At 69.2% G+C, this 16563-nt stretch carries 14 protein-coding genes and 1 pseudogene; 11 read left to right on the top strand and 4 right to left on the bottom strand.

The window, feature by feature from the left end; all coding sequences use genetic code 11:
- Positions 1–60 precede the first annotated feature (60 nt).
- The 3 genes and pseudogenes from LF262_RS13155 to LF262_RS13145 all read left to right on the top strand — a co-directional run.
- Positions 61–174 (top strand): annotated as a pseudogene (locus LF262_RS13155) (DUF4244 domain-containing protein); the annotation flags it as partial.
- Positions 171–554, top strand: a complete 384-nt coding sequence (locus tag LF262_RS13150) for a TadE family type IV pilus minor pilin (protein ID WP_308190536.1) — start codon at positions 171–173, stop codon at positions 552–554. The pseudogene LF262_RS13155 and the gene LF262_RS13150, both read left to right, overlap by 4 nt.
- On the top strand, positions 551–964 hold the full coding sequence (locus LF262_RS13145) for an Rv3654c family TadE-like protein (RefSeq protein WP_235780851.1): 414 nt from the start codon (positions 551–553) through the stop codon (positions 962–964). Before LF262_RS13150 ends, LF262_RS13145 begins: the two co-directional genes overlap by 4 nt.
- Positions 965–990: 26 nt before the next feature.
- On the opposite strand, the gene sftH is transcribed toward LF262_RS13145, so the two are convergent.
- Together sftH and LF262_RS13135 are read right to left on the bottom strand one after the other, a co-directional pair.
- Complete coding sequence (sftH, locus tag LF262_RS13140) at positions 991–3357, bottom strand: DEAD/DEAH box helicase (protein WP_235780850.1); 2367 nt, start codon at positions 3355–3357, stop codon at positions 991–993.
- Between the two features lie 57 nt (positions 3358–3414).
- On the bottom strand, positions 3415–4101 hold the full coding sequence (locus LF262_RS13135) for a GNAT family N-acetyltransferase (RefSeq protein WP_235780849.1): 687 nt from the start codon (positions 4099–4101) through the stop codon (positions 3415–3417).
- A 94-nt stretch (positions 4102–4195) separates the two neighbouring features.
- On the opposite strand from LF262_RS13135, the gene trhO reads away from it, so the two are divergent.
- Positions 4196–5098 (top strand): oxygen-dependent tRNA uridine(34) hydroxylase TrhO, encoded by a 903-nt coding sequence (trhO, locus tag LF262_RS13130; RefSeq protein ID WP_235780848.1) that lies wholly within the window; start codon positions 4196–4198, stop codon positions 5096–5098.
- 11 nt (positions 5099–5109) lie between these two features.
- On the opposite strand, the gene LF262_RS13125 is transcribed toward trhO, so the two are convergent.
- The gene (locus tag LF262_RS13125; protein WP_235780847.1) at positions 5110–5724 is read right to left on the bottom strand and encodes a hypothetical protein; all 615 of its coding nucleotides are present in this window, start codon (positions 5722–5724) and stop codon (positions 5110–5112) included.
- A 152-nt stretch (positions 5725–5876) separates the two neighbouring features.
- Between LF262_RS13125 and LF262_RS13120 the strand changes: the two genes are divergently transcribed.
- The 7 genes from LF262_RS13120 (at position 5877) to proC (ending at position 14841) form a co-directional block, all read left to right on the top strand.
- A complete protein-coding gene (locus tag LF262_RS13120; RefSeq protein ID WP_235780913.1) occupies positions 5877–7451 on the top strand; it encodes a DUF7059 domain-containing protein in 1575 nt (524 codons plus the stop codon).
- Positions 7452–7558: 107 nt separating this feature from the next.
- The gene (locus LF262_RS13115) at positions 7559–8305 is read left to right on the top strand and encodes an ArsR/SmtB family transcription factor (RefSeq protein ID WP_235780846.1); all 747 of its coding nucleotides are present in this window, start codon (positions 7559–7561) and stop codon (positions 8303–8305) included.
- Between the two features lie 170 nt (positions 8306–8475).
- Positions 8476–11283, top strand: a complete 2808-nt coding sequence (gene topA, locus LF262_RS13110; RefSeq protein ID WP_235780845.1) for a type I DNA topoisomerase — start codon at positions 8476–8478, stop codon at positions 11281–11283.
- Positions 11280–11807, top strand: coding sequence for an SseB family protein (locus tag LF262_RS13105; protein WP_235780844.1), 528 nt, complete (start codon positions 11280–11282; stop codon positions 11805–11807). Before topA ends, LF262_RS13105 begins: the two co-directional genes overlap by 4 nt.
- Before the next feature lie 7 nt (positions 11808–11814).
- Complete coding sequence (locus tag LF262_RS13100) at positions 11815–12834, top strand: Ppx/GppA phosphatase family protein (RefSeq protein WP_235780843.1); 1020 nt, start codon at positions 11815–11817, stop codon at positions 12832–12834.
- 32 nt (positions 12835–12866) lie between these two features.
- The gene (locus tag LF262_RS13095; protein ID WP_235780912.1) at positions 12867–13715 is read left to right on the top strand and encodes a sugar phosphate isomerase/epimerase family protein; all 849 of its coding nucleotides are present in this window, start codon (positions 12867–12869) and stop codon (positions 13713–13715) included.
- 277 nt (positions 13716–13992) lie between these two features.
- Positions 13993–14841 (top strand): pyrroline-5-carboxylate reductase, encoded by an 849-nt coding sequence (gene proC / locus LF262_RS13090; protein ID WP_235780842.1) that lies wholly within the window; start codon positions 13993–13995, stop codon positions 14839–14841.
- A 133-nt stretch (positions 14842–14974) separates the two neighbouring features.
- Here proC and LF262_RS17235 read toward each other — a convergent pair whose 3' ends face one another.
- Positions 14975–16483 (bottom strand): HD domain-containing phosphohydrolase, encoded by a 1509-nt coding sequence (locus LF262_RS17235; protein WP_372462778.1) that lies wholly within the window; start codon positions 16481–16483, stop codon positions 14975–14977.
- Positions 16484–16563: the final 80 nt, after the last annotated feature.

The raw sequence follows: 16563 nt of genomic DNA, 5'->3' as shown, positions 1-16563 counted from the left end.
TGCCGGGCACTCCTTTCACTCTCGCGGGCCCCGGGGGTTAGCGCCCGCACCTCCCTATAATTGGCGACTCTCGGCGCAGTGGCGTTCGCAGGCCTCCTCGTGGTGATCATGCGAAGCGACGAGGTCCGAGGCTTCCTCCTCGGAATCATCCGCGCGGCCCTCGCACTCCCGTGAATCGGGCTCGCGGGGGCGCCGGCAGGATCGGAGGCCGGGCGCCCCTGCGGGGCTCGGTCACGGCGGAGTTCGCCGTGGCTGTGCCCGCAGTCATTCTGCTTTTGGGCATGCTCCTGAGCGCTGGAACGGCAGCAATGTGTCAGGTCAGGGCCGAGGAGTCTGCACGCGCCGCTGCCAGGGCCATTGCCCGAGGAGAGGCGGCCGCCGCGGTGGCGCAGGAGGTTGCGCGGGTGGCGGGGCCAGAGGCCCAACATGCCATCGAGTCCTCGACCGGGATCGTCACCGTGCGGGTTACCGTCCCTGTGCCCGGACCTGTGGCCGCGCTGGCGGGACTGCAGGCCAACGCCAAGGCCAGCCTCAGTGTGGAAGGTGGCCGATGACCTACAGGAGTCAGGCCTGGCGGCGAGGGCTCGGTGGGCTGCGGGCTCACCGCGATCAGCACGAGCGCGGGTCGGGCACGGTGCTCGCGCTCGGGGTGGGGCTGGTCCTGATCGCCGCTTGTGCAGCTGTCGTGCTCCTTGGCCAGGCCCTCGCCGCGTCAGCCAGGGCCGCGGCGGCAGCGGATCTCTCCGCGCTCGCCGCAGCGGACACCGAGCGCGGTCTGCGCCTTGGCAGCGCATGTGCCACGGCCCAGGATGTAGCCAGTCTCAACGGCGCTACCCTGGTGGGCTGCGAAGTCGAGATACCCGGGAGCGTTGTCCGCGTCCGGGTGGAGGTTCACACGGGTGCGCTGTGGGGGCCAGCAGCCGGCCATGCCAGAGCCGGACCGCCCAACGACCACGGCGGGTAGCCGCATTGAGGAGAAAGCCCCGGGGGTCAGCCGCCCTGCGCCCGTACCCCTACCATCTCATCGGCGAGGCTCGCCTGCCTGAGGACCGCTGAGAGGAGGGCCACCGCCCCCGCCTTGTCGAGTGGGTTGTTCTTGTTGCCGCACTTCGGGCTCTGCACGCATGAGGGGCAGCCGGCGTCGCATTCGCAGGCCTCGATCGCATCCTTGGTTGCCCCGAGCCACGTGCGCATGCGGTCATAGCCTCGCTCAGCGAAGCCGGCCCCGCCAGGGTGTCCGTCGTAGACGAAGATGGTGGGCTGTTCAGTGTCGGCGTGTAGCGCAGTGGAAACGCCGCCCACATCCCACCGGTCGCTTGATGCTACGAGTGGCAGGAGTCCGATCGACGCGTGCTCAGCGGCGTGCAGAGCCCCCGGGAACTGCCCGGCGATGAGGCCCGCCGCCGCCAACGTCGGCTCGGGGATGGTGAGCCACACCGCCTTCGTGACCAGGTCCCGGGCACCGAGATCGAGGGGCTCTTCGCCGAGGACCTCGTTCGACACGATCGCCTTGCGTTGGAAGGAGACGACCTGCGTGGTCACACGCACCTCGCCGAAGCGGACACCGATGGGCCCCCATTGCTGGGAGCGAAGCTCAGTGAGTACCTCAATGGTCGTGATGTCCCGCGCTGTCGTGTAATAGTCCGGATTCACCCTGCGTGCCACCACACAGTGCTCAGCCTCATTGAGCTCTTCGACCAAGTAGCTGGCGCCCTGATGCACGTAGATCGCCCCCTGATGCGCCTGGTAGTGGGTCTGGGGAGAATCCATCGAGCCTAAGAGCTGCCCAGTCTCGGCGTCGATGATGCTCACCGGCCCGCCGCCATCGCCCCGGAGGCTGACCATGCCGGCCGCGCTCTCCGGATGGGTCCAGTACCACCCGGAGGGGCGCCGGCGCAGGTAGCCCTGAGCTTCCAGCTGGCCCAGCAGGGCTTCCGCCGGTGGGCCGAAGAGCTCCAGATCGTTCGGCGCGAGCGGCTTCTCCGCCGCGGCGGCGCACAGGTGCGGGCCAAGCACGTAGGGATTCGAGGGATCCAGAACTGTCGCCTCGACCGAGGTGTCGAAGATGGCCTCGGGGTGGTTCACGAGGTAGGTGTCGAGGGGGTCGTCGCTCGCAACGAAGGCGGCCAGCGCGTCCTGGCCTGCACGCCCTGCCCTCCCAATCTCCTGGAACAGGGAGGCCCTGGTCCCCGGCCAGCCGGCCACGAGTACGGCATCGAGCCCGGAGATGTCGATGCCCAGCTCGAGGGCAGAGGTACTTGCGACACCCAGCAGCTCACCGGAACGGAGGCGTCGCTCGAGCTCGCGACGCTCTTCTGGCAGGTAGCCCGAGCGGTACGCCGCGATCCGAGCCGGAAGGCTGGGGTCCACCTCATTGAGGAGCCGCTGTGTGATCGACGAGATGGCCTCCGCACCGCGGCGGGACTTGATGAAGGCGATCGTGCGGACACGCGCTGAGACGAGGTTCGCGAGGAGGTCCGCCGTCTCGGCGATCGCTGTCCGCCTCTGCGGAGCTCCGTTCTCCCCTCTTGCCTCAGTGAGTGCCGGTTCCCAGAAAGCGACTTCGGTGGCTCCATGGGGCGAGCCGTCGTCCGTGACGGCTGTGACCTCGTTCCCGATCAGGCGACTGACCGACCCCTCAGGGTCACCCGAAGTCGCCGATGCCGCAATGAAGACGGGGGACGACCCGTAGTGCTCGCAGATGCGCCGCAGGCGTCGCAGGAGGTTGGCAACGTGCGAGCCGAAGACGCCTCGGTACGAGTGGGCCTCGTCGATCACCACGAACTGCAGACGTCGGAAGAACGACGACCACCACGCATGGTTCGGCAGGATCCCGAAATGCAGCATGTCCGGATTGGCGAGGATGACGTTCGCATGGTCGCGGATCCAGCGCCGGGCGGCCTGCTCCGTGTCGCCGTCGTAGGTCTCGGCCCGAACAGTCTGGAGCCCAAGCGCCCGGATCGCGGTGAGCTGGTCGGCGGCGAGCGCCTTGGTGGGAGACAGGTACAGGACCGCGGCGCCGTCGTGGTGGATCCGGCCCGGCTCTGCGGTGATCCTCAGCTCGGACCGATGGACCGCGTCGAGGGCCGGCAGTTGGTACGCAAGGGACTTTCCGGAGGCAGTGCCCGTCGCGAGCACGACGTGGCGGCCGGAGTGGGCGAGGTCGGCGGCCTCAGCCTGATGGGTGTAGGGCAGGTGGATCCCCAAGCGCTCGTACGCGCCGATCAGGTCCGCGTGTGCCCATGCCGGCCACTCGCCATGGCGGGCAGGACGCGCGGGGATGGTGCGCAGATGTCGTAGCTCCTCGGGGGCCGGGACCCGGCCGAGGAAGGAGAGGAGAGAATCATGCGCGGCCACGGGAGCATTCTGCCAGTACTGCATTCGCGTCCCGCCCCTGAGCGGAGCAGCGTTCCCTCAGTCGGACAGCGAGCCACCCTTCAGGTTCCCGGGGTTGGTCAGGATCAGCACGCCCGAGACGTCGCTCCAGCCAAGGTGGTGGTAGAGGTGCTGTCCATCGGTCGAGGCGATCAGGAGTCCCTGATCGAGGTCATGCTCGCTCATCGCGGCGGTGAGGGCGCGCATCACGAAGCTGCCGAGGCCACGGCGGCGGAAGTCCGGCTCGGTAATGATCCGGTCGAAGACCGCGTAACCATGGGCCACGGCAACGTGCCCACGTGCTGCAAGCGTGCCGTCGGTCGTCGCCACAGTGACGGTCGCGCTGTGGTCCTCGTACTCGGTGGTCAGCTTGAGCTCGTCGTCATTGAGCCACGGCGACTCGACGTCCTTGCCCTCGAAGTCCATGATCATGAGCTCCTGATCGGCGGCGAGCTCGGCCAGGCTGTGCTTCCCGGCGAGTCCGCGGTATGCCGGGAGATCGTCCGTCAGGACAGTGAGCAGGCGCTGCGGCGCCTCTGCGATGAACGACGCGAGGTCTGCGAACTCCTGCTCGTTCGGGTTGGCGGCGAAGGCTTCCCAGTCGCCGGACTTGTCGGTCAGCTGAACCGTCTTGAACGCCCCCAGATCCTGCACAGGATAGTGGCGCGTGGAGGCCCAGCCCTCGACCCAGATACCCAGAAGTTCGCTCAGCGATGCCTCTCCCATAGCCATGACGATAACCGGTACCAGAGGAGCCTGATAAGGGCTGTGACAGAACTGTCACCCGCCCCAGTCCCCGCCGCCCCGGTACCCTTGATGGGTGGCTCTGCACCGTATCGTCCTGTTCTACTGCTTCACCCCTCTTCCCGATCCCGAGGCGGTCAGGCTGTGGCAGCGGACGCTGTGCGAGGGTCTCGGCCTGAAGGGCCGCATCATCGTCTCCAGAGACGGGATCAACGCGACCGCTGGGGGCGAACTGGACGCCGTCAAACGCTACGTCCGCGCCACCAAGGAGTACCCGGGCTTCCGGGACATCGACGTGAAGTGGTCCGAGGGCACTGCCGAGGATTTCCCCCGCCTCTCGGTGAAGGTCCGCCCGGAACTCGTGTCATTCGGTGCCCCGGACGAGCTCGAGGTGGGTCCGGGCGGCGTCGTGGGCGGAGGTGCCAGGCTGAGCCCCCACGAGCTCCATGAGCTCGTCGCCACAGGAGCCGAAGACGGCGATCCGCGACGCGAAGTGGTGTTCTTCGACGGGCGGAACGCCTTCGAGGCGCAGATCGGACGGTTCAAGGGCGCGGTAGTTCCCGACACGTCCACGACGCACGACTTCCTCGCGGAACTAGACTCCGGAAAGTACGACGACCTCAAACACCGCCCGGTCGTCACGTACTGCACTGGAGGCATCCGGTGCGAGGTGCTCACGGCGCACATGCGCCGCCGCGGCTTCCGGGAGGTCTACCAGCTCGACGGCGGGATCGTGCGCTACGGGGAGACGTTCAAGGATGGGGGCCTGTGGGAGGGTTCCCTCTACGTCTTCGACCGCCGGATGCACCTCGAGTTCAGCGAGGAAGCCACCACCATGGGCCGGTGCATCCGCTGCGACGCCCCCACCAGCGAGTTCCACAACTGCTCCGATCCGGCCTGCCGGCAGCTCACGCTCTACTGCTCGGACTGTGCGGCATCGCCCGAGACTCTCCGCTGCCCGGATGGCTGCATAGCGTGATCCCACGGGCCTCACGGCCGTGTGAGCCTGTAGGCCACGTTCGACGCCGTGTCCCCAGCGGAACTGAACTGCACGTCGAGGTGTCCGGACGCCGGGACCTCAAGGTGCCGCGACCAGGCCCGGTTGCACGCGAACGTCGTACTGAGAAGCTCCACCCCATCGCCTGTCACCCTTACCGCCGCGAGCCCAATCCCGCGGCAGGCAAAGTGCAGTGTCGCCGGACCAGTCCCAGTGTCCGCGCTCATTCCGGGAGCGTCCTTGTCGGGCCACACGGCGTCCGCGCTGAAGCCGAGGGACTGCCCCGAAACGTCCGGGAGCATGAGGTTGGACCACTCTTGGAGGGCCGGACCGGCGAGGAGCCGGTCCAGGGGCGCTCTCGCGGCCAGCTCGCGCTGGATGCGGGACTGACGCGCGATCTCTGCCGCGGCCGCCGAGGCCGATGCCTGTTCGGAGGCAGCCGCGGAGGCGCTCGCTGCAGCGCGCCGCTGCCCGAGCGGCGCCTGCCCGTCGTCATAGGAGTACGCGCAGCCCGTGAGGGGGGCGGACGCGAACACCGCGGCAGCTAGCGCTAGGCACAGGCGCGTGCGGGTCCGCCTGCGCGTGCACTCCCTGGAAGAGGCCGTCATTGGCTCGTCCCGCCTCTGCCCATGCCACCATTGTGCTTCGGTCCCGAGGCCTCGCACAGCCCGCCTAGACTTCCTAGGTGACCCGCCCGCAGATCGCCGCCCCCGCCTTCGACCGTCCGGAGCTCCTGCGCGCTCTCGCCGAGGACTTCGCCATGGCGGATTACACCGTCGATGCCGTCGCAGACCTCTTGGGCCACGAGGCTCATGCAGCCCTCGCACGCGACCAGATCGTTCCGGCGCTCGTGGCGACCCGCGCCGCAGCCGAGGACCCGGCCGGGGAACCACTCGGCGCGCTCGTGCGCTTCTTCCTGCTGGCCTGTCCGTTGCCGGCCACGGCGGTCGACGACGTCCTTCCGCGCACCCGCTCGGAGGGGCTCCTCGCGCTCGGGCTCGCGGAGCCGGTCCCGGACGGCTCCGAGCACCACGGCTGGGCACCCGACGGCGCCCTCGCCGCCGCCGTCGACCTCCGCCCCTATGCGTGGGACGCCGAGGGCGGACAGAAGGAAGTCTGGGTCGCGTCCGACCTTGCGGCGCACCAGCGCGAGGGGGTACTGCGCACGGACCACGTGCTGGGCATCGGCCAGGCCTCCACCACCCTCGTCCAGACCACCGCTCGGCGCCGGGTGGACCGTGCCCTGGACCTCGGCACCGGGTGCGGGATCCAGACGTTCCACCTGCTCGGCCATGCTCGCCATGTGGTCGCGACTGACATCTCGGACCGCGCGCTGGCGTTCACGCGCTTCAATCTCCTCCTGAACGCGCACACCCTTGAAATCGACCCGGAGCGTCCCGAGGACCGGGTCGAGCTGCGGAAGGGCTCGCTCCTCGAACCCGTTGCGGGAGAGCGGTTCGACCTCGTGGTCTCCAACCCTCCATTCGTCATCACGCCGCGCACCTCGCAGGAGCGCGCCGAGGACCAGTTCACCTACCGGGACGGCGGCCTGCCCGGGGACCAGCTCGTGGCCACTGTGGTAGCGGGCATGGGGGAGGTCCTCGCGGAGTGCGGAACCGCTCAGATGCTGGGCAACTGGGAGATCCCCGCAGGATCCGCATGGCACGAGCGCGTCCGTGCCTGGGTGCCCGAGGGCGTGGACGCCTGGGTGCTCGAGCGCGAAGAGGTGGATCCGGGCCAGTACGCCGAGACGTGGCTCGCCGACGTGTCACAGCACCGCGAGCCGCACTCCTATGAGGCGGCTTATGCCGCGTATCTGGCGGACTTCGCGTCCCGCGGCACAGCCTCGATCGGCTTCGGCGCACTCTGGCTCCGCCGCCCCGCCCCGGGCCAGGCATGGCTGGACCGCTTCGAGGAGCTCACACATCCGCTCGAGCAGCCGATAGGGCCCCACTGGGCCGCTGCCGTCGAGCGTGCTGACTGGCTCGCCTCACACCCGGACCTGGCTCGTGAGCGGCTGGTTGTTGCCGCAGACGTCACCGAGGAGCGCCACCAGCGACCGGGCGCCGAGCACCCCGGCGTCATCCTCCTGCGGCAGGGAGCGGGATTCCGCCGGACGAATCTCATGAGCACCGAACTTGCAGGCTTCGTCTCGGCGTGCGACGGCGAGCTGACGGCCGGACAAATCGCGTCGGCCCTCGCGGCGCTCCTGAATCGGGACGAGCCAGGGTTCCGCTCGGGCCTCCTCGCGGAGGCGGCCAACCTCGTCGCGGACGGCTTCCTGATTCCCGGCGTACTCCATGCGCGGGAGTCGGAGGACGGCGCCAGAGGGTGAGCGACGGCAGCACCGGGGGAAACCCTGAAAAAACAGCTTGACATCGCCCCTTGTGTGGCGTTTATTACACAGCAAGATCGGCACGACGAAATACGGCGAAAAGCGGCATGACTGACAAGAAGCGCAGCTCGCGCAGCGAGAACCCCGTCCGCATCACGGACCCCAAGGCCATCCGCGCCCTGGCCCACGCCGCCCGGCTTGAGGCCATCAACGAGCTCTACTCGAGCCAGGAGAGCCGTACGGCTACCGAACTCGCCGCATTCACAGGGCTTACCCCGAGCGCCATGAGCTATCACCTGCGCGCGCTGAAGAAGTGGGGAATCGTCGTCGATGCGCCGAGCGACGGCGATGGTCGTGAGCGGCGCTGGAAGGCCGCGGGCACCGACCTCAACCTCGATACGGCGACCACCGGGCAGACGCCCGGCCTCGCGATCGTGGACATGGAGATCGAGTCGCTGCGGACCCGGATCGCGAGCCATGCCAGACACCGCGAGACTGCACGCCGGAAGGGGGAGCCGGACGAGTCGCCGGTCATGATGATCTCCGGCAATGTCATCAAGCTCACCCTCGAGCAGCGGGCAAGGTTCAAGCAGCGGATGCTCGAGCTTCTGGACGAGTTCGAACTCGAGGAGCCCCAGGAGGGAACCGACGCCGAGCGGATGTACTTCGTCTGGTCGATGCTCCCTGAGGTGCGCGAGTCCTCGAAGCCGGTGGCACCCCAGACCACAGGGCGGAAGTCCAGTGGGCGCAGCGCGGGGGCCGGCCTGCCTGCCGCGGGCACCGAGGCCACCGCGGCGGCGAGCGTCGGAGCTGGCACCAAGGCAGGGCAGAAGGCCTCGGTCGCGGACTCGTGAAGACTGCCGACTGTCCACATGCGACGGGCCTCGGCTTGCATCAGGACCGTCGTCGTATGGTGAACTAGGGAATTGCGCGGCCACCTGCCGCGCTCCCCTCGCGCCCAGGCGTCCGGCCCAGCCCGGTTCCCGAAGCGCGGGAGTTCTGAGGAAGTTTGGCGAGGAGTACCGTGGCCACGAAGGCTAGAACCGGCAAGAAGCTCGTGATCGTGGAGTCGCCGGCCAAGAGCAAGACGATCGCCCAGTACCTGGGCGACGGCTTCGAGGTCGACGCCTCCATGGGCCACATCCGCGACCTCCCGCAGCCCTCAGACCTCCCCCCTGAGCTGAAGAAAACGTCACTGGGCAAGTTCGCCGTCGACATCGACAACGGGTTCGAGCCCTACTATGTGGTCTCCCCTGACAAGAAGAAGAAGGTCGCCGAGCTCAAGGCCAAGCTCAAGGATGCTGACGAGCTCTATCTCGCCACCGACGGTGACCGCGAGGGCGAGGCCATCGCGTGGCACCTGCTCGAGGTCCTCAAGCCCAAGGTGCCCGTGCACCGCCTCACCTTCCCCGAAATCACCAAGGAGGCCATTCAGCGCGCGATGGCCGAGCTGCGCGATGTCGACGAGTCGCTCGTCGACGCCCAGGAGACCCGCCGCGTCCTCGACCGGCTCTACGGCTACGAGATCTCCCCCGTGCTGTGGCGGAAGGTGGCAGGCGGGCTCTCGGCCGGGCGTGTGCAGTCGGTCGCGACGCGCCTTGTGGTGGAGCGTGAGCGTGAGCGCATGGCATTCCGCACCGCGAGCTACTGGGACCTCGTGGCGACGCTCGCCCCCGTGGCGGAGGCGGAAGGTGCGCACATCGGCGTAGCCGGTGAAGGCGGGCGCCCCCAGAGCTTCCAGGCCCGCCTCGCGCAGGTGGACGGCAAGAAGGTGGCCACCGGCCGCGACTTCGATGACCGAGGCCGGCTCACGGCGAAGAACGCGGAACTCCTCACGGAGGCAACAGCCACCGCGCTCGCCGAGGGCCTCGACGGTGCCGCATTCGCGGTCCGCTCTGTCGAGGAGAAGCCCTACACTCGCCGTCCGGCGGCGCCCTTCACCACCTCGACGCTCCAACAGGAGGCTGCGCGCAAGCTGCGCTTCTCCTCGCGGGTGACGATGCAGGTGGCCCAGCGCCTGTACGAGAACGGCTACATCACCTACATGCGTACGGATTCGACGGCACTGTCCGACCAGGCCGTCACGGCTGCGCGGCGCCAGGCCTCAGAGCTGTATGGGTCCGAGTATGTTCCGGGCCGCCCCCGCGTGTATGCGTCGAAGGCCAAGAACGCCCAGGAGGCCCACGAGGCGATCCGCCCCGCCGGTGACTCCTTCCGGACACCGGCCCAGGTTGCCAAGCGGCTCTCCGGCGACGAGTTCCGCCTCTACGAGCTCATCTGGAAGCGCACAGTTGCCTCTCAGATGGAGGACGCTAAGGGCTCCACCGCGACCGTCCGGCTCGGCGCCACCGCAGTCTCCGGCGAGGCCGCGGGCCGGGACGCCGAGTTCGCGGCCTCGGGGACCGTCATCACGTTCCGCGGCTTCCTCGCCGCCTACGAGGAGGGCCGGGACGAGGTCCGCGAAGACACAGAGAGCGCAGTGAACGGAGCCAACCGGCCCACAGGCTCTGGCGAGGGCGGCCGGCTGCCCGTCCTCGCCAAGGGGCAGTCCCTCGACGCGCTCGAGATCACCTCGAACGGCCACCAGACATCCCCGCCCCCGCGATACACCGAGGCCTCGCTCGTCAAGACGCTCGAGGAGCGGGGCATCGGCCGACCTTCGACGTACGCGGCCACGATCTCCACGATCATGGACCGCGGCTACGTGCGGTCACGCGGCACAGCGCTTGTGCCGAGCTGGATCGCGTTCTCCGTGGTGCGCCTCCTCGAGGAGTACTTCGGCAACTACGTGGACTACGACTTCACCGCGGAGATGGAGGAGGACCTCGACCGCATCGCCGCAGGCGAGGCGGCCGGGTCAGACTGGCTGAGCCACTTCTACTTCGGGGACGCGACGAGCCCGGGCCTCACGACGATCGTCAACGGTCTCGGCGAGATCGATGCGCGCGAAGTGAACTCGGTGGAGATCGCCCCCGGGATCGTGCTGCGCGTGGGCAAGTACGGCCCGTACCTCGAGAAGCCGCTTCCGGCCGATGCGCCCGAGGGCGCCGTGCCCGAGCGGGCCAACGTACCCGAGGACCTCGCGCCGGACGAGCTCACCGCCGAGAAGGCGCTCGAGCTCATGGAGAGCGCTGGTCCCGAGGAGCGTGTGCTCGGAACCGACCCCCATACCGGCCATCAGATCGTGGCGAAGAACGGCCGCTACGGCGCGTACGTCACCGAGGTTATCCCGGAGATGACGCCCGAGCAGCTCGCGGCCCAACCGGTCGAGTACTACAAGAACGGCAAGCCCAAGCCCCCGAAGAAGCCAGCCAAGGTCCGGCCCCGCACGGCCTCCCTGTTCACGTCCATGAGCCTCGAGACGGTCACGCTCGAGCAGGCGCTCCAGCTCCTGACGCTCCCACGGCGTCTCGGCGAGGACGCCGAGGGCAACACCATCACCGTCCAGAACGGCCGGTTCGGCCCTTACCTGAAGAAGGGCACGGACTCCCGGTCCATCGGGAGCGAGGAGGAGATCTTCACGATCACCCTTGAGCAGGCCCTCGAGATCTACTCGCAGCCCAAGGCCCGTGGCGGTCGCACCGCGGCGTCGGCCCTCGCGGAGTTCGGCGAGGACCCGACCTCGGGCAAGCCGATCGTGGTGAAGGAGGGCCGATTCGGCCCGTACATCACCGACGGGGTCACCAACATTACGGTCCCGAGGGCCACGGCGATCGAGGAGCTCACGCGCGAGCGCGCCGTCGAGCTCCTCGCGGAGAAGCGCGCCAAGGGCCCGGCCAAGAAGCCAGCACGGCGGACCGCCGCCGGGCGAACCAAGGCCGGTGCGAAGTGAGCACGCATGATGGCGAGCCGGCCACCTCGGGTGCGGACGCGGCGTCGTCCGCTCCGGGCCAGGCTGTGCCCCCGCACGTGGACCCGGTCCCGCTGACAGAACTCGAGGAGTCCCTCCGCGCAGCGACGGAGGCCGGTACCGAGGATGCGGGCCAGGAGTCGATCCTCGTGTTCCTGAACAGCTTCGTGTTCCTGCTAGTGCCGGAGCCGGTGCCGGGGGAAACCGAGTACGTCGAGCCGCTCGTGCTGAACAACGGCGAAGGGAAGCCGGTGGTGGCCGCGTTCACGCACCGCCAGCGCATCCGCCCCGACTTCCTCGAGCACGCGCCGACGGTGGTCGAGACGGAGGGCGCACTGCTTCTGCAGAACCTCGGCAGCGAACTGGGACTCGTCCTCAACCCGGGCAGCGCCTACGGGTTCGAGCTGAGCACCGAGCACGTCGCCGCCGTCCTGCGCGACTTCCGTCCGGCACAGCCCGGGGAGACTGAGCCGGGGGAGACACCGGGAGCGGTCGGCGGGGAATAATGGGCTCATGCGGCTAGGCGTCCTCGACATCGGTTCGAACACCGTGCACCTGCTCCTGGTGGACGCCCACCCGGGTGCGCAGCCTGTCGCCTACGCCTCCCACAAGCGGCCGCTGTCCCTCGTCAGGTACCTCGCGCCGGATGGTAGCGTCAGCGAGAAGGGCCAGTCGGAGCTGATTGCCTTTGTGAAGGAGGCCTGGGCCTTCGCCGGTCGGCACAACGCCGAGGACCTGCTGGCCTTCTGCACCTCGGCCATCCGCGAGGCGACCAACGGGGATGCAGTCCTTGAGCGCGTGCGGCGGGAAGCCAATGTGACGATGCAGGAGCTCACAGGATCCGAGGAGGCCGCGATGACCTTCTTCGCGGTGCGCCGCTGGTATGGCTGGGGCGCCGGCACGATCCTCGACTTCGACATCGGCGGTGGGTCGTTCGAGATGGCCATGGGCCACGACTCCCTCCCCGCAATCGCAACGTCCGTTCCGCTCGGCGCTCAGCGCCTCACCCGTGACTGGCTGCCGGAGGACCCGCCGACAGCCAAGAGCATCAAGGACGTGCGCAAGTACATCCGCGACACTCTACGGCCGGCAGTCAAGGGCTTCGGGAAGCTCGGCGCACCCAACCTCGTCACCGGGACGTCGAAGACGTTCCGTTCGCTTGCACGCATCGCCGGGGCCGCGCCGTCTGGCGCCGGACCCTATGTGCGGCGCATTCTGCAGAGGACGGATCTCGGCCTCTGGGCGCAGCGGATCTCCGCCATGGCGGCCTCGGACCGAGTCCATCTCCCCGGAGTCTCGGAAGCGCGCGCACAGCAGCTCCTTGCTGGCGCGCTGGTGGCCGAGGCCGCCATGGAGCTGTTCGAGGTAGAGGAGTTGGAGATTTGCCCCTGGGCCCTGCGCGAGGGGTTGATCCTCCGGCGGCTCGACCAACTCGTCTTCGACGGCCCGCTCGAGCCGCCCGCACATGTCGGCCCCATCCAGAGCGAGCGCCTGCGCTCCGAGAGCCTTCATCCTTCGAGGGCGCGCGTGTGAACACCTCCAACAGCTCCGAAAAGGAGATCAAGATCGAGACGTCCGAGCTCTCCGGCCCATCCGACAACGGGAACGAGATCCCAGTTGCGCTATCGAGCGCATCCGTCTATCCCCTCAGCGTGTACGACGCGTTCGCCGTCGCCGCGGATCTGGGGTTCGACGGCGTGGAGGTCATGGTCACGAACAACGCCACGAGCCAGCGTGCCGACGAGCTCATCCACCTCGCCCAGCGCTACGACCAGCCAATCGTGTCCATCCACGCTCCGACGCTCCTGCTGACGCAGCAGGTCTGGGGCTCCGCGTGGAACAAGATCAGCCAGTCCTGCAAGATGGCGGTCGAGGTGGGCTGCGACACCGTGGTGGTTCACCCGCCCTTCCGCTGGCAGGGCAACTATGCCGAGACGTTCGCGCAGGGCGTCCGTGACCTGGCAGGCGCGTACGGTGTGCGGATCGCGGTCGAGAATATGTACCCGTGGCGCGTCCGTGGCCGCGAGACGCTCGCCTATCTCCCGCACTGGGATCCGGTGGGCCAGGGGTACCAGGACGTCACGTGGGACTTCTCGCACGCCGCCACCGCCCGCGAGGACAGCCTCGCGGCGATCAAGGCCCTCGGGAGCACCCTGAGGCACGTTCACCTGACCGACGGCTCGGGGCGGTCCTTCCGCGACGAGCACCTGCTGCCGGGACAGGGGACGCAGAGGGTCGCCGAGTGCCTCTCGCATCTGGCGCAGAACGGGTTCGAGGGTGTGATCGTGGCCGAGATCAGCACCCGCAAGGCCAAGGTCACGGGTGAGAGGGAGCGGATGCTCGCCGAGACCCTCGAGTTCGCTCGGACCCACCTGGGCCATCGCGCCCAGCTCGACGCCGGCGGCGGAATCTAGCCCCGCGCGTTCTCCGCCGGGTCGGAACTTGACTGGGCCCTTAAAAGGGTTCGGCACTGGCAGTTCGGAGAAGGTTAGGGGACCATGCATCCGAACTGCCAGTGCCTGGCGGTCAGTCTTGGGGGGAGACTGACCGCCCCATCACTCGCACCCTGTGAGGTAGTTACTACTGTAGGGACCGACATTGGGAGGAACCCGGGTCCTGCATGGGAAAAGGCTGGGAATGCACCCCACCCTCGCGTGCAGGCCGCGCGTCCCTGCTGGCAGGATGGAGAACATGAGCAACCAGATCGCATTCCTCGGCACCGGCTCAATGAACGGGGCCATCATGGGCGGCCTGCTGGCAGGGGGATTCCCCAAGACGGACATCGTCGCCACGGTCCGCCGTCGGGAGAGCGCCACCGAGATCGCCGAGCGCTACGGCGTCACTGTGATGGCCTGGGAGGAGGAGAGCGACTCCAACGCCCAGGCGGCTCGCGGGGCGTCGGTGGTGGTGATCGGGGTCAAGCCGGTGGGGGTCGCCGCAGTGGCACGGGAGATTGCCCCCGTGCTTGAGCCGGGGGCCCTAGTGGTGAGTGTGGCCGCAGCCGTCCCGATCGCCCAGCTGGAGAGTGAACTCCCCCAGGGCCAGCCGGTGATCCGCACCATGCCCAACACCCCTGCCCGCCTCGGCAAGGGCGTCGTGGCCCTCTCGGGCGGTACCCACGCGACCCGGGAGCACATTGCCACGATCATGGAGCTCTTCAAGGGCCTCGGGATCGTGGCGGAGGTGCCCGAGGAGCAGATGGAGGCGGTGGGTGCGTTGAGCGGCTCGGGCCCGGCCTACGTGTTCTACTTGGCCGAGGCCATGGCCAAGGCCGGCGAGGCCCTTGGACTCGATCCCAAGCTGTCGCTCCGTCTGGCCCGCGAGACAGTGGTCGGTGCCGGCATGATGCTCGCCGAGCCGGGGGCGGACCCGGTGGCCCTCCGTCGGGCCGTGACCAGTCCCAATGGCACCACCGAGCAGGCCATCAGGGTGTTCGACGAGCGCGGCCTCCCCGCGGTCATCGCGGATGGCGCCAAGGCCGCCTCCGAGCGCTCGCGCCAGATCACCCGCGAGCTCGACGCCGCGCGCAAACTCGACTGAGCCGGTCGCCGACGGCCGTGGTTCGGCGCGCACGACGGCGGGTCCGCGCCGTCGTGCGCGCGCTCGCCGCAGCGTCCGCTCGCCGCAGCGTCCGCTCGCCGCAGCGTCCGCTCGCCGCAGGGGCGTACGAAGCTCAGAGGAGGTCGTGCTCGACCGCGAAGAGCGTCGCCGCGGCGCGCGAGGAGACGCCGATCTTGGTGTAGATGTGCCTCACGTGGTGGTCGGCGGTGTTCGGCGAGATCGCGAGTTTCGCGGCGACGTCCTTCTTCGTGGCGCCGCGGCAGATGAGTCCCAGCACCTCGACCTCGCGCTCCGTGAGCCCGCTCGGCCATCCCGGGCGCGACCGCCGGTGGTGGAGGCCGGCGGCGGCGAGGACGGCATCGACGGCGTCCCTGTCGAGCTTCTGCGGCACCTGGCGGGCGAGCGAATCGGCGGCCCGGGCGAGCGGTGGGTCGGGTCGACCGGACGCAGGCACTAGAAGCTCACGGAACGCGTCTGCCGCCGCGAGGATGCGGGCCGCCCAGGGCAGCTCGGCACCGGCAGCCCCGCGGTAGTAGCCGGACCCGTCGAGGCGCTCGTGGTGCATTCCGGCGATCCGCGCGAGCGGGGCCATGGCCGGGACGCGGGTGAGGATCCGCTCGCTGTAGTACGGGTGCAGGCGGATCCGTTCGTCGTCGCCGGGCGAACCGTGGATCCCGCCCGGAACGGCCACGCGCCCGAGGTCTTGGACGAGCCCGGTCCGGCGCAGCGTCTCGGCGTGGTCCGGGGCAGCGGAGGAAGCGAGCGCGGCGACGTCCCGTGAGAAGCCCGCCCGAGCGGGCCACTTGAGGTCGGCGAAGTCGGCGAACACCTCGAGGACCTCGTCGACGCGCTCGTGAGGGATTTCCGCGAGGGGGCGGGGCTCACGCCGCAGTGTCTCCTCCCACGGCATCTCGGCGCGCGCGGCGTCGAGCAGCCGGTCGAGAGAACGCCGGGCCACGTCCGCCAGTGCCGGGTCGAGCGAATGGCCGGCGCGGTCCCGGAGCGCTGTCCGGAGAGCTTCCGGACCGTGGAGCCTGCCGATGATCTCGACGTCCCGGGCCAAGAACACGATCCGCGCCGGCAGGGGGATGTCCTCGCCGGCCACCCCGGACGGGAAGCCGTGCCCGTCCCAGGTCTCGAAGGTTGCGGCCAAGGATCGCCGGATTGCCTCGGGGAGCCCGAGCCGCACCGCGAGCATCTCCGCCGCCTCGCAGTGGGCACGCACGCCTGCGCGCATGCGCGCCGACCCGGTGGCGAGGAACACCGCCGTCGTCCGGAGCCGCCGCGGCGCCCCCAGCCCCGCCGCCAGGGACGGCACGACGCCCCCCAGGAACTCCCGCGGAGGGGCGCCGAGCACCGGGGCGATGGCCGCACGGAGGGCGATCTCGTCGCCGCCCGCGAGTTCCGCTGACTCGTGCGCGTCCGCTGTGCAGCCCAGGAAGCGCAGGAGCGCCGTGTAGTAGACCTCAGGCAGCGCGTCGCGGTCGACGCCGGCCGCCTCTGCCAGTTCGAGAGCGGCCAGGCACGTCCGGAGGCCTTGCTCAAGGGGCTGGCCCATGCCGAGATCGGTGGCGAGGGAGACCGCGGCGATGAACTCCGCGAGCCTCAGCGGGCGCGTCATGGGTCGATCATGGACCCGCGGGTCGCTGCCGTACAGTGGGCGCGCGACGGCGCCTGGAGCGGCTCCGCTGCACGCGGATC

It is taken from the genome of Sinomonas notoginsengisoli (assembly GCF_021554725.1).
Taxonomy (GTDB): Bacteria; Actinomycetota; Actinomycetes; order Actinomycetales; family Micrococcaceae; genus Sinomonas; species Sinomonas notoginsengisoli.
This window is presented reverse-complemented; position numbering and strand designations above follow the sequence as displayed.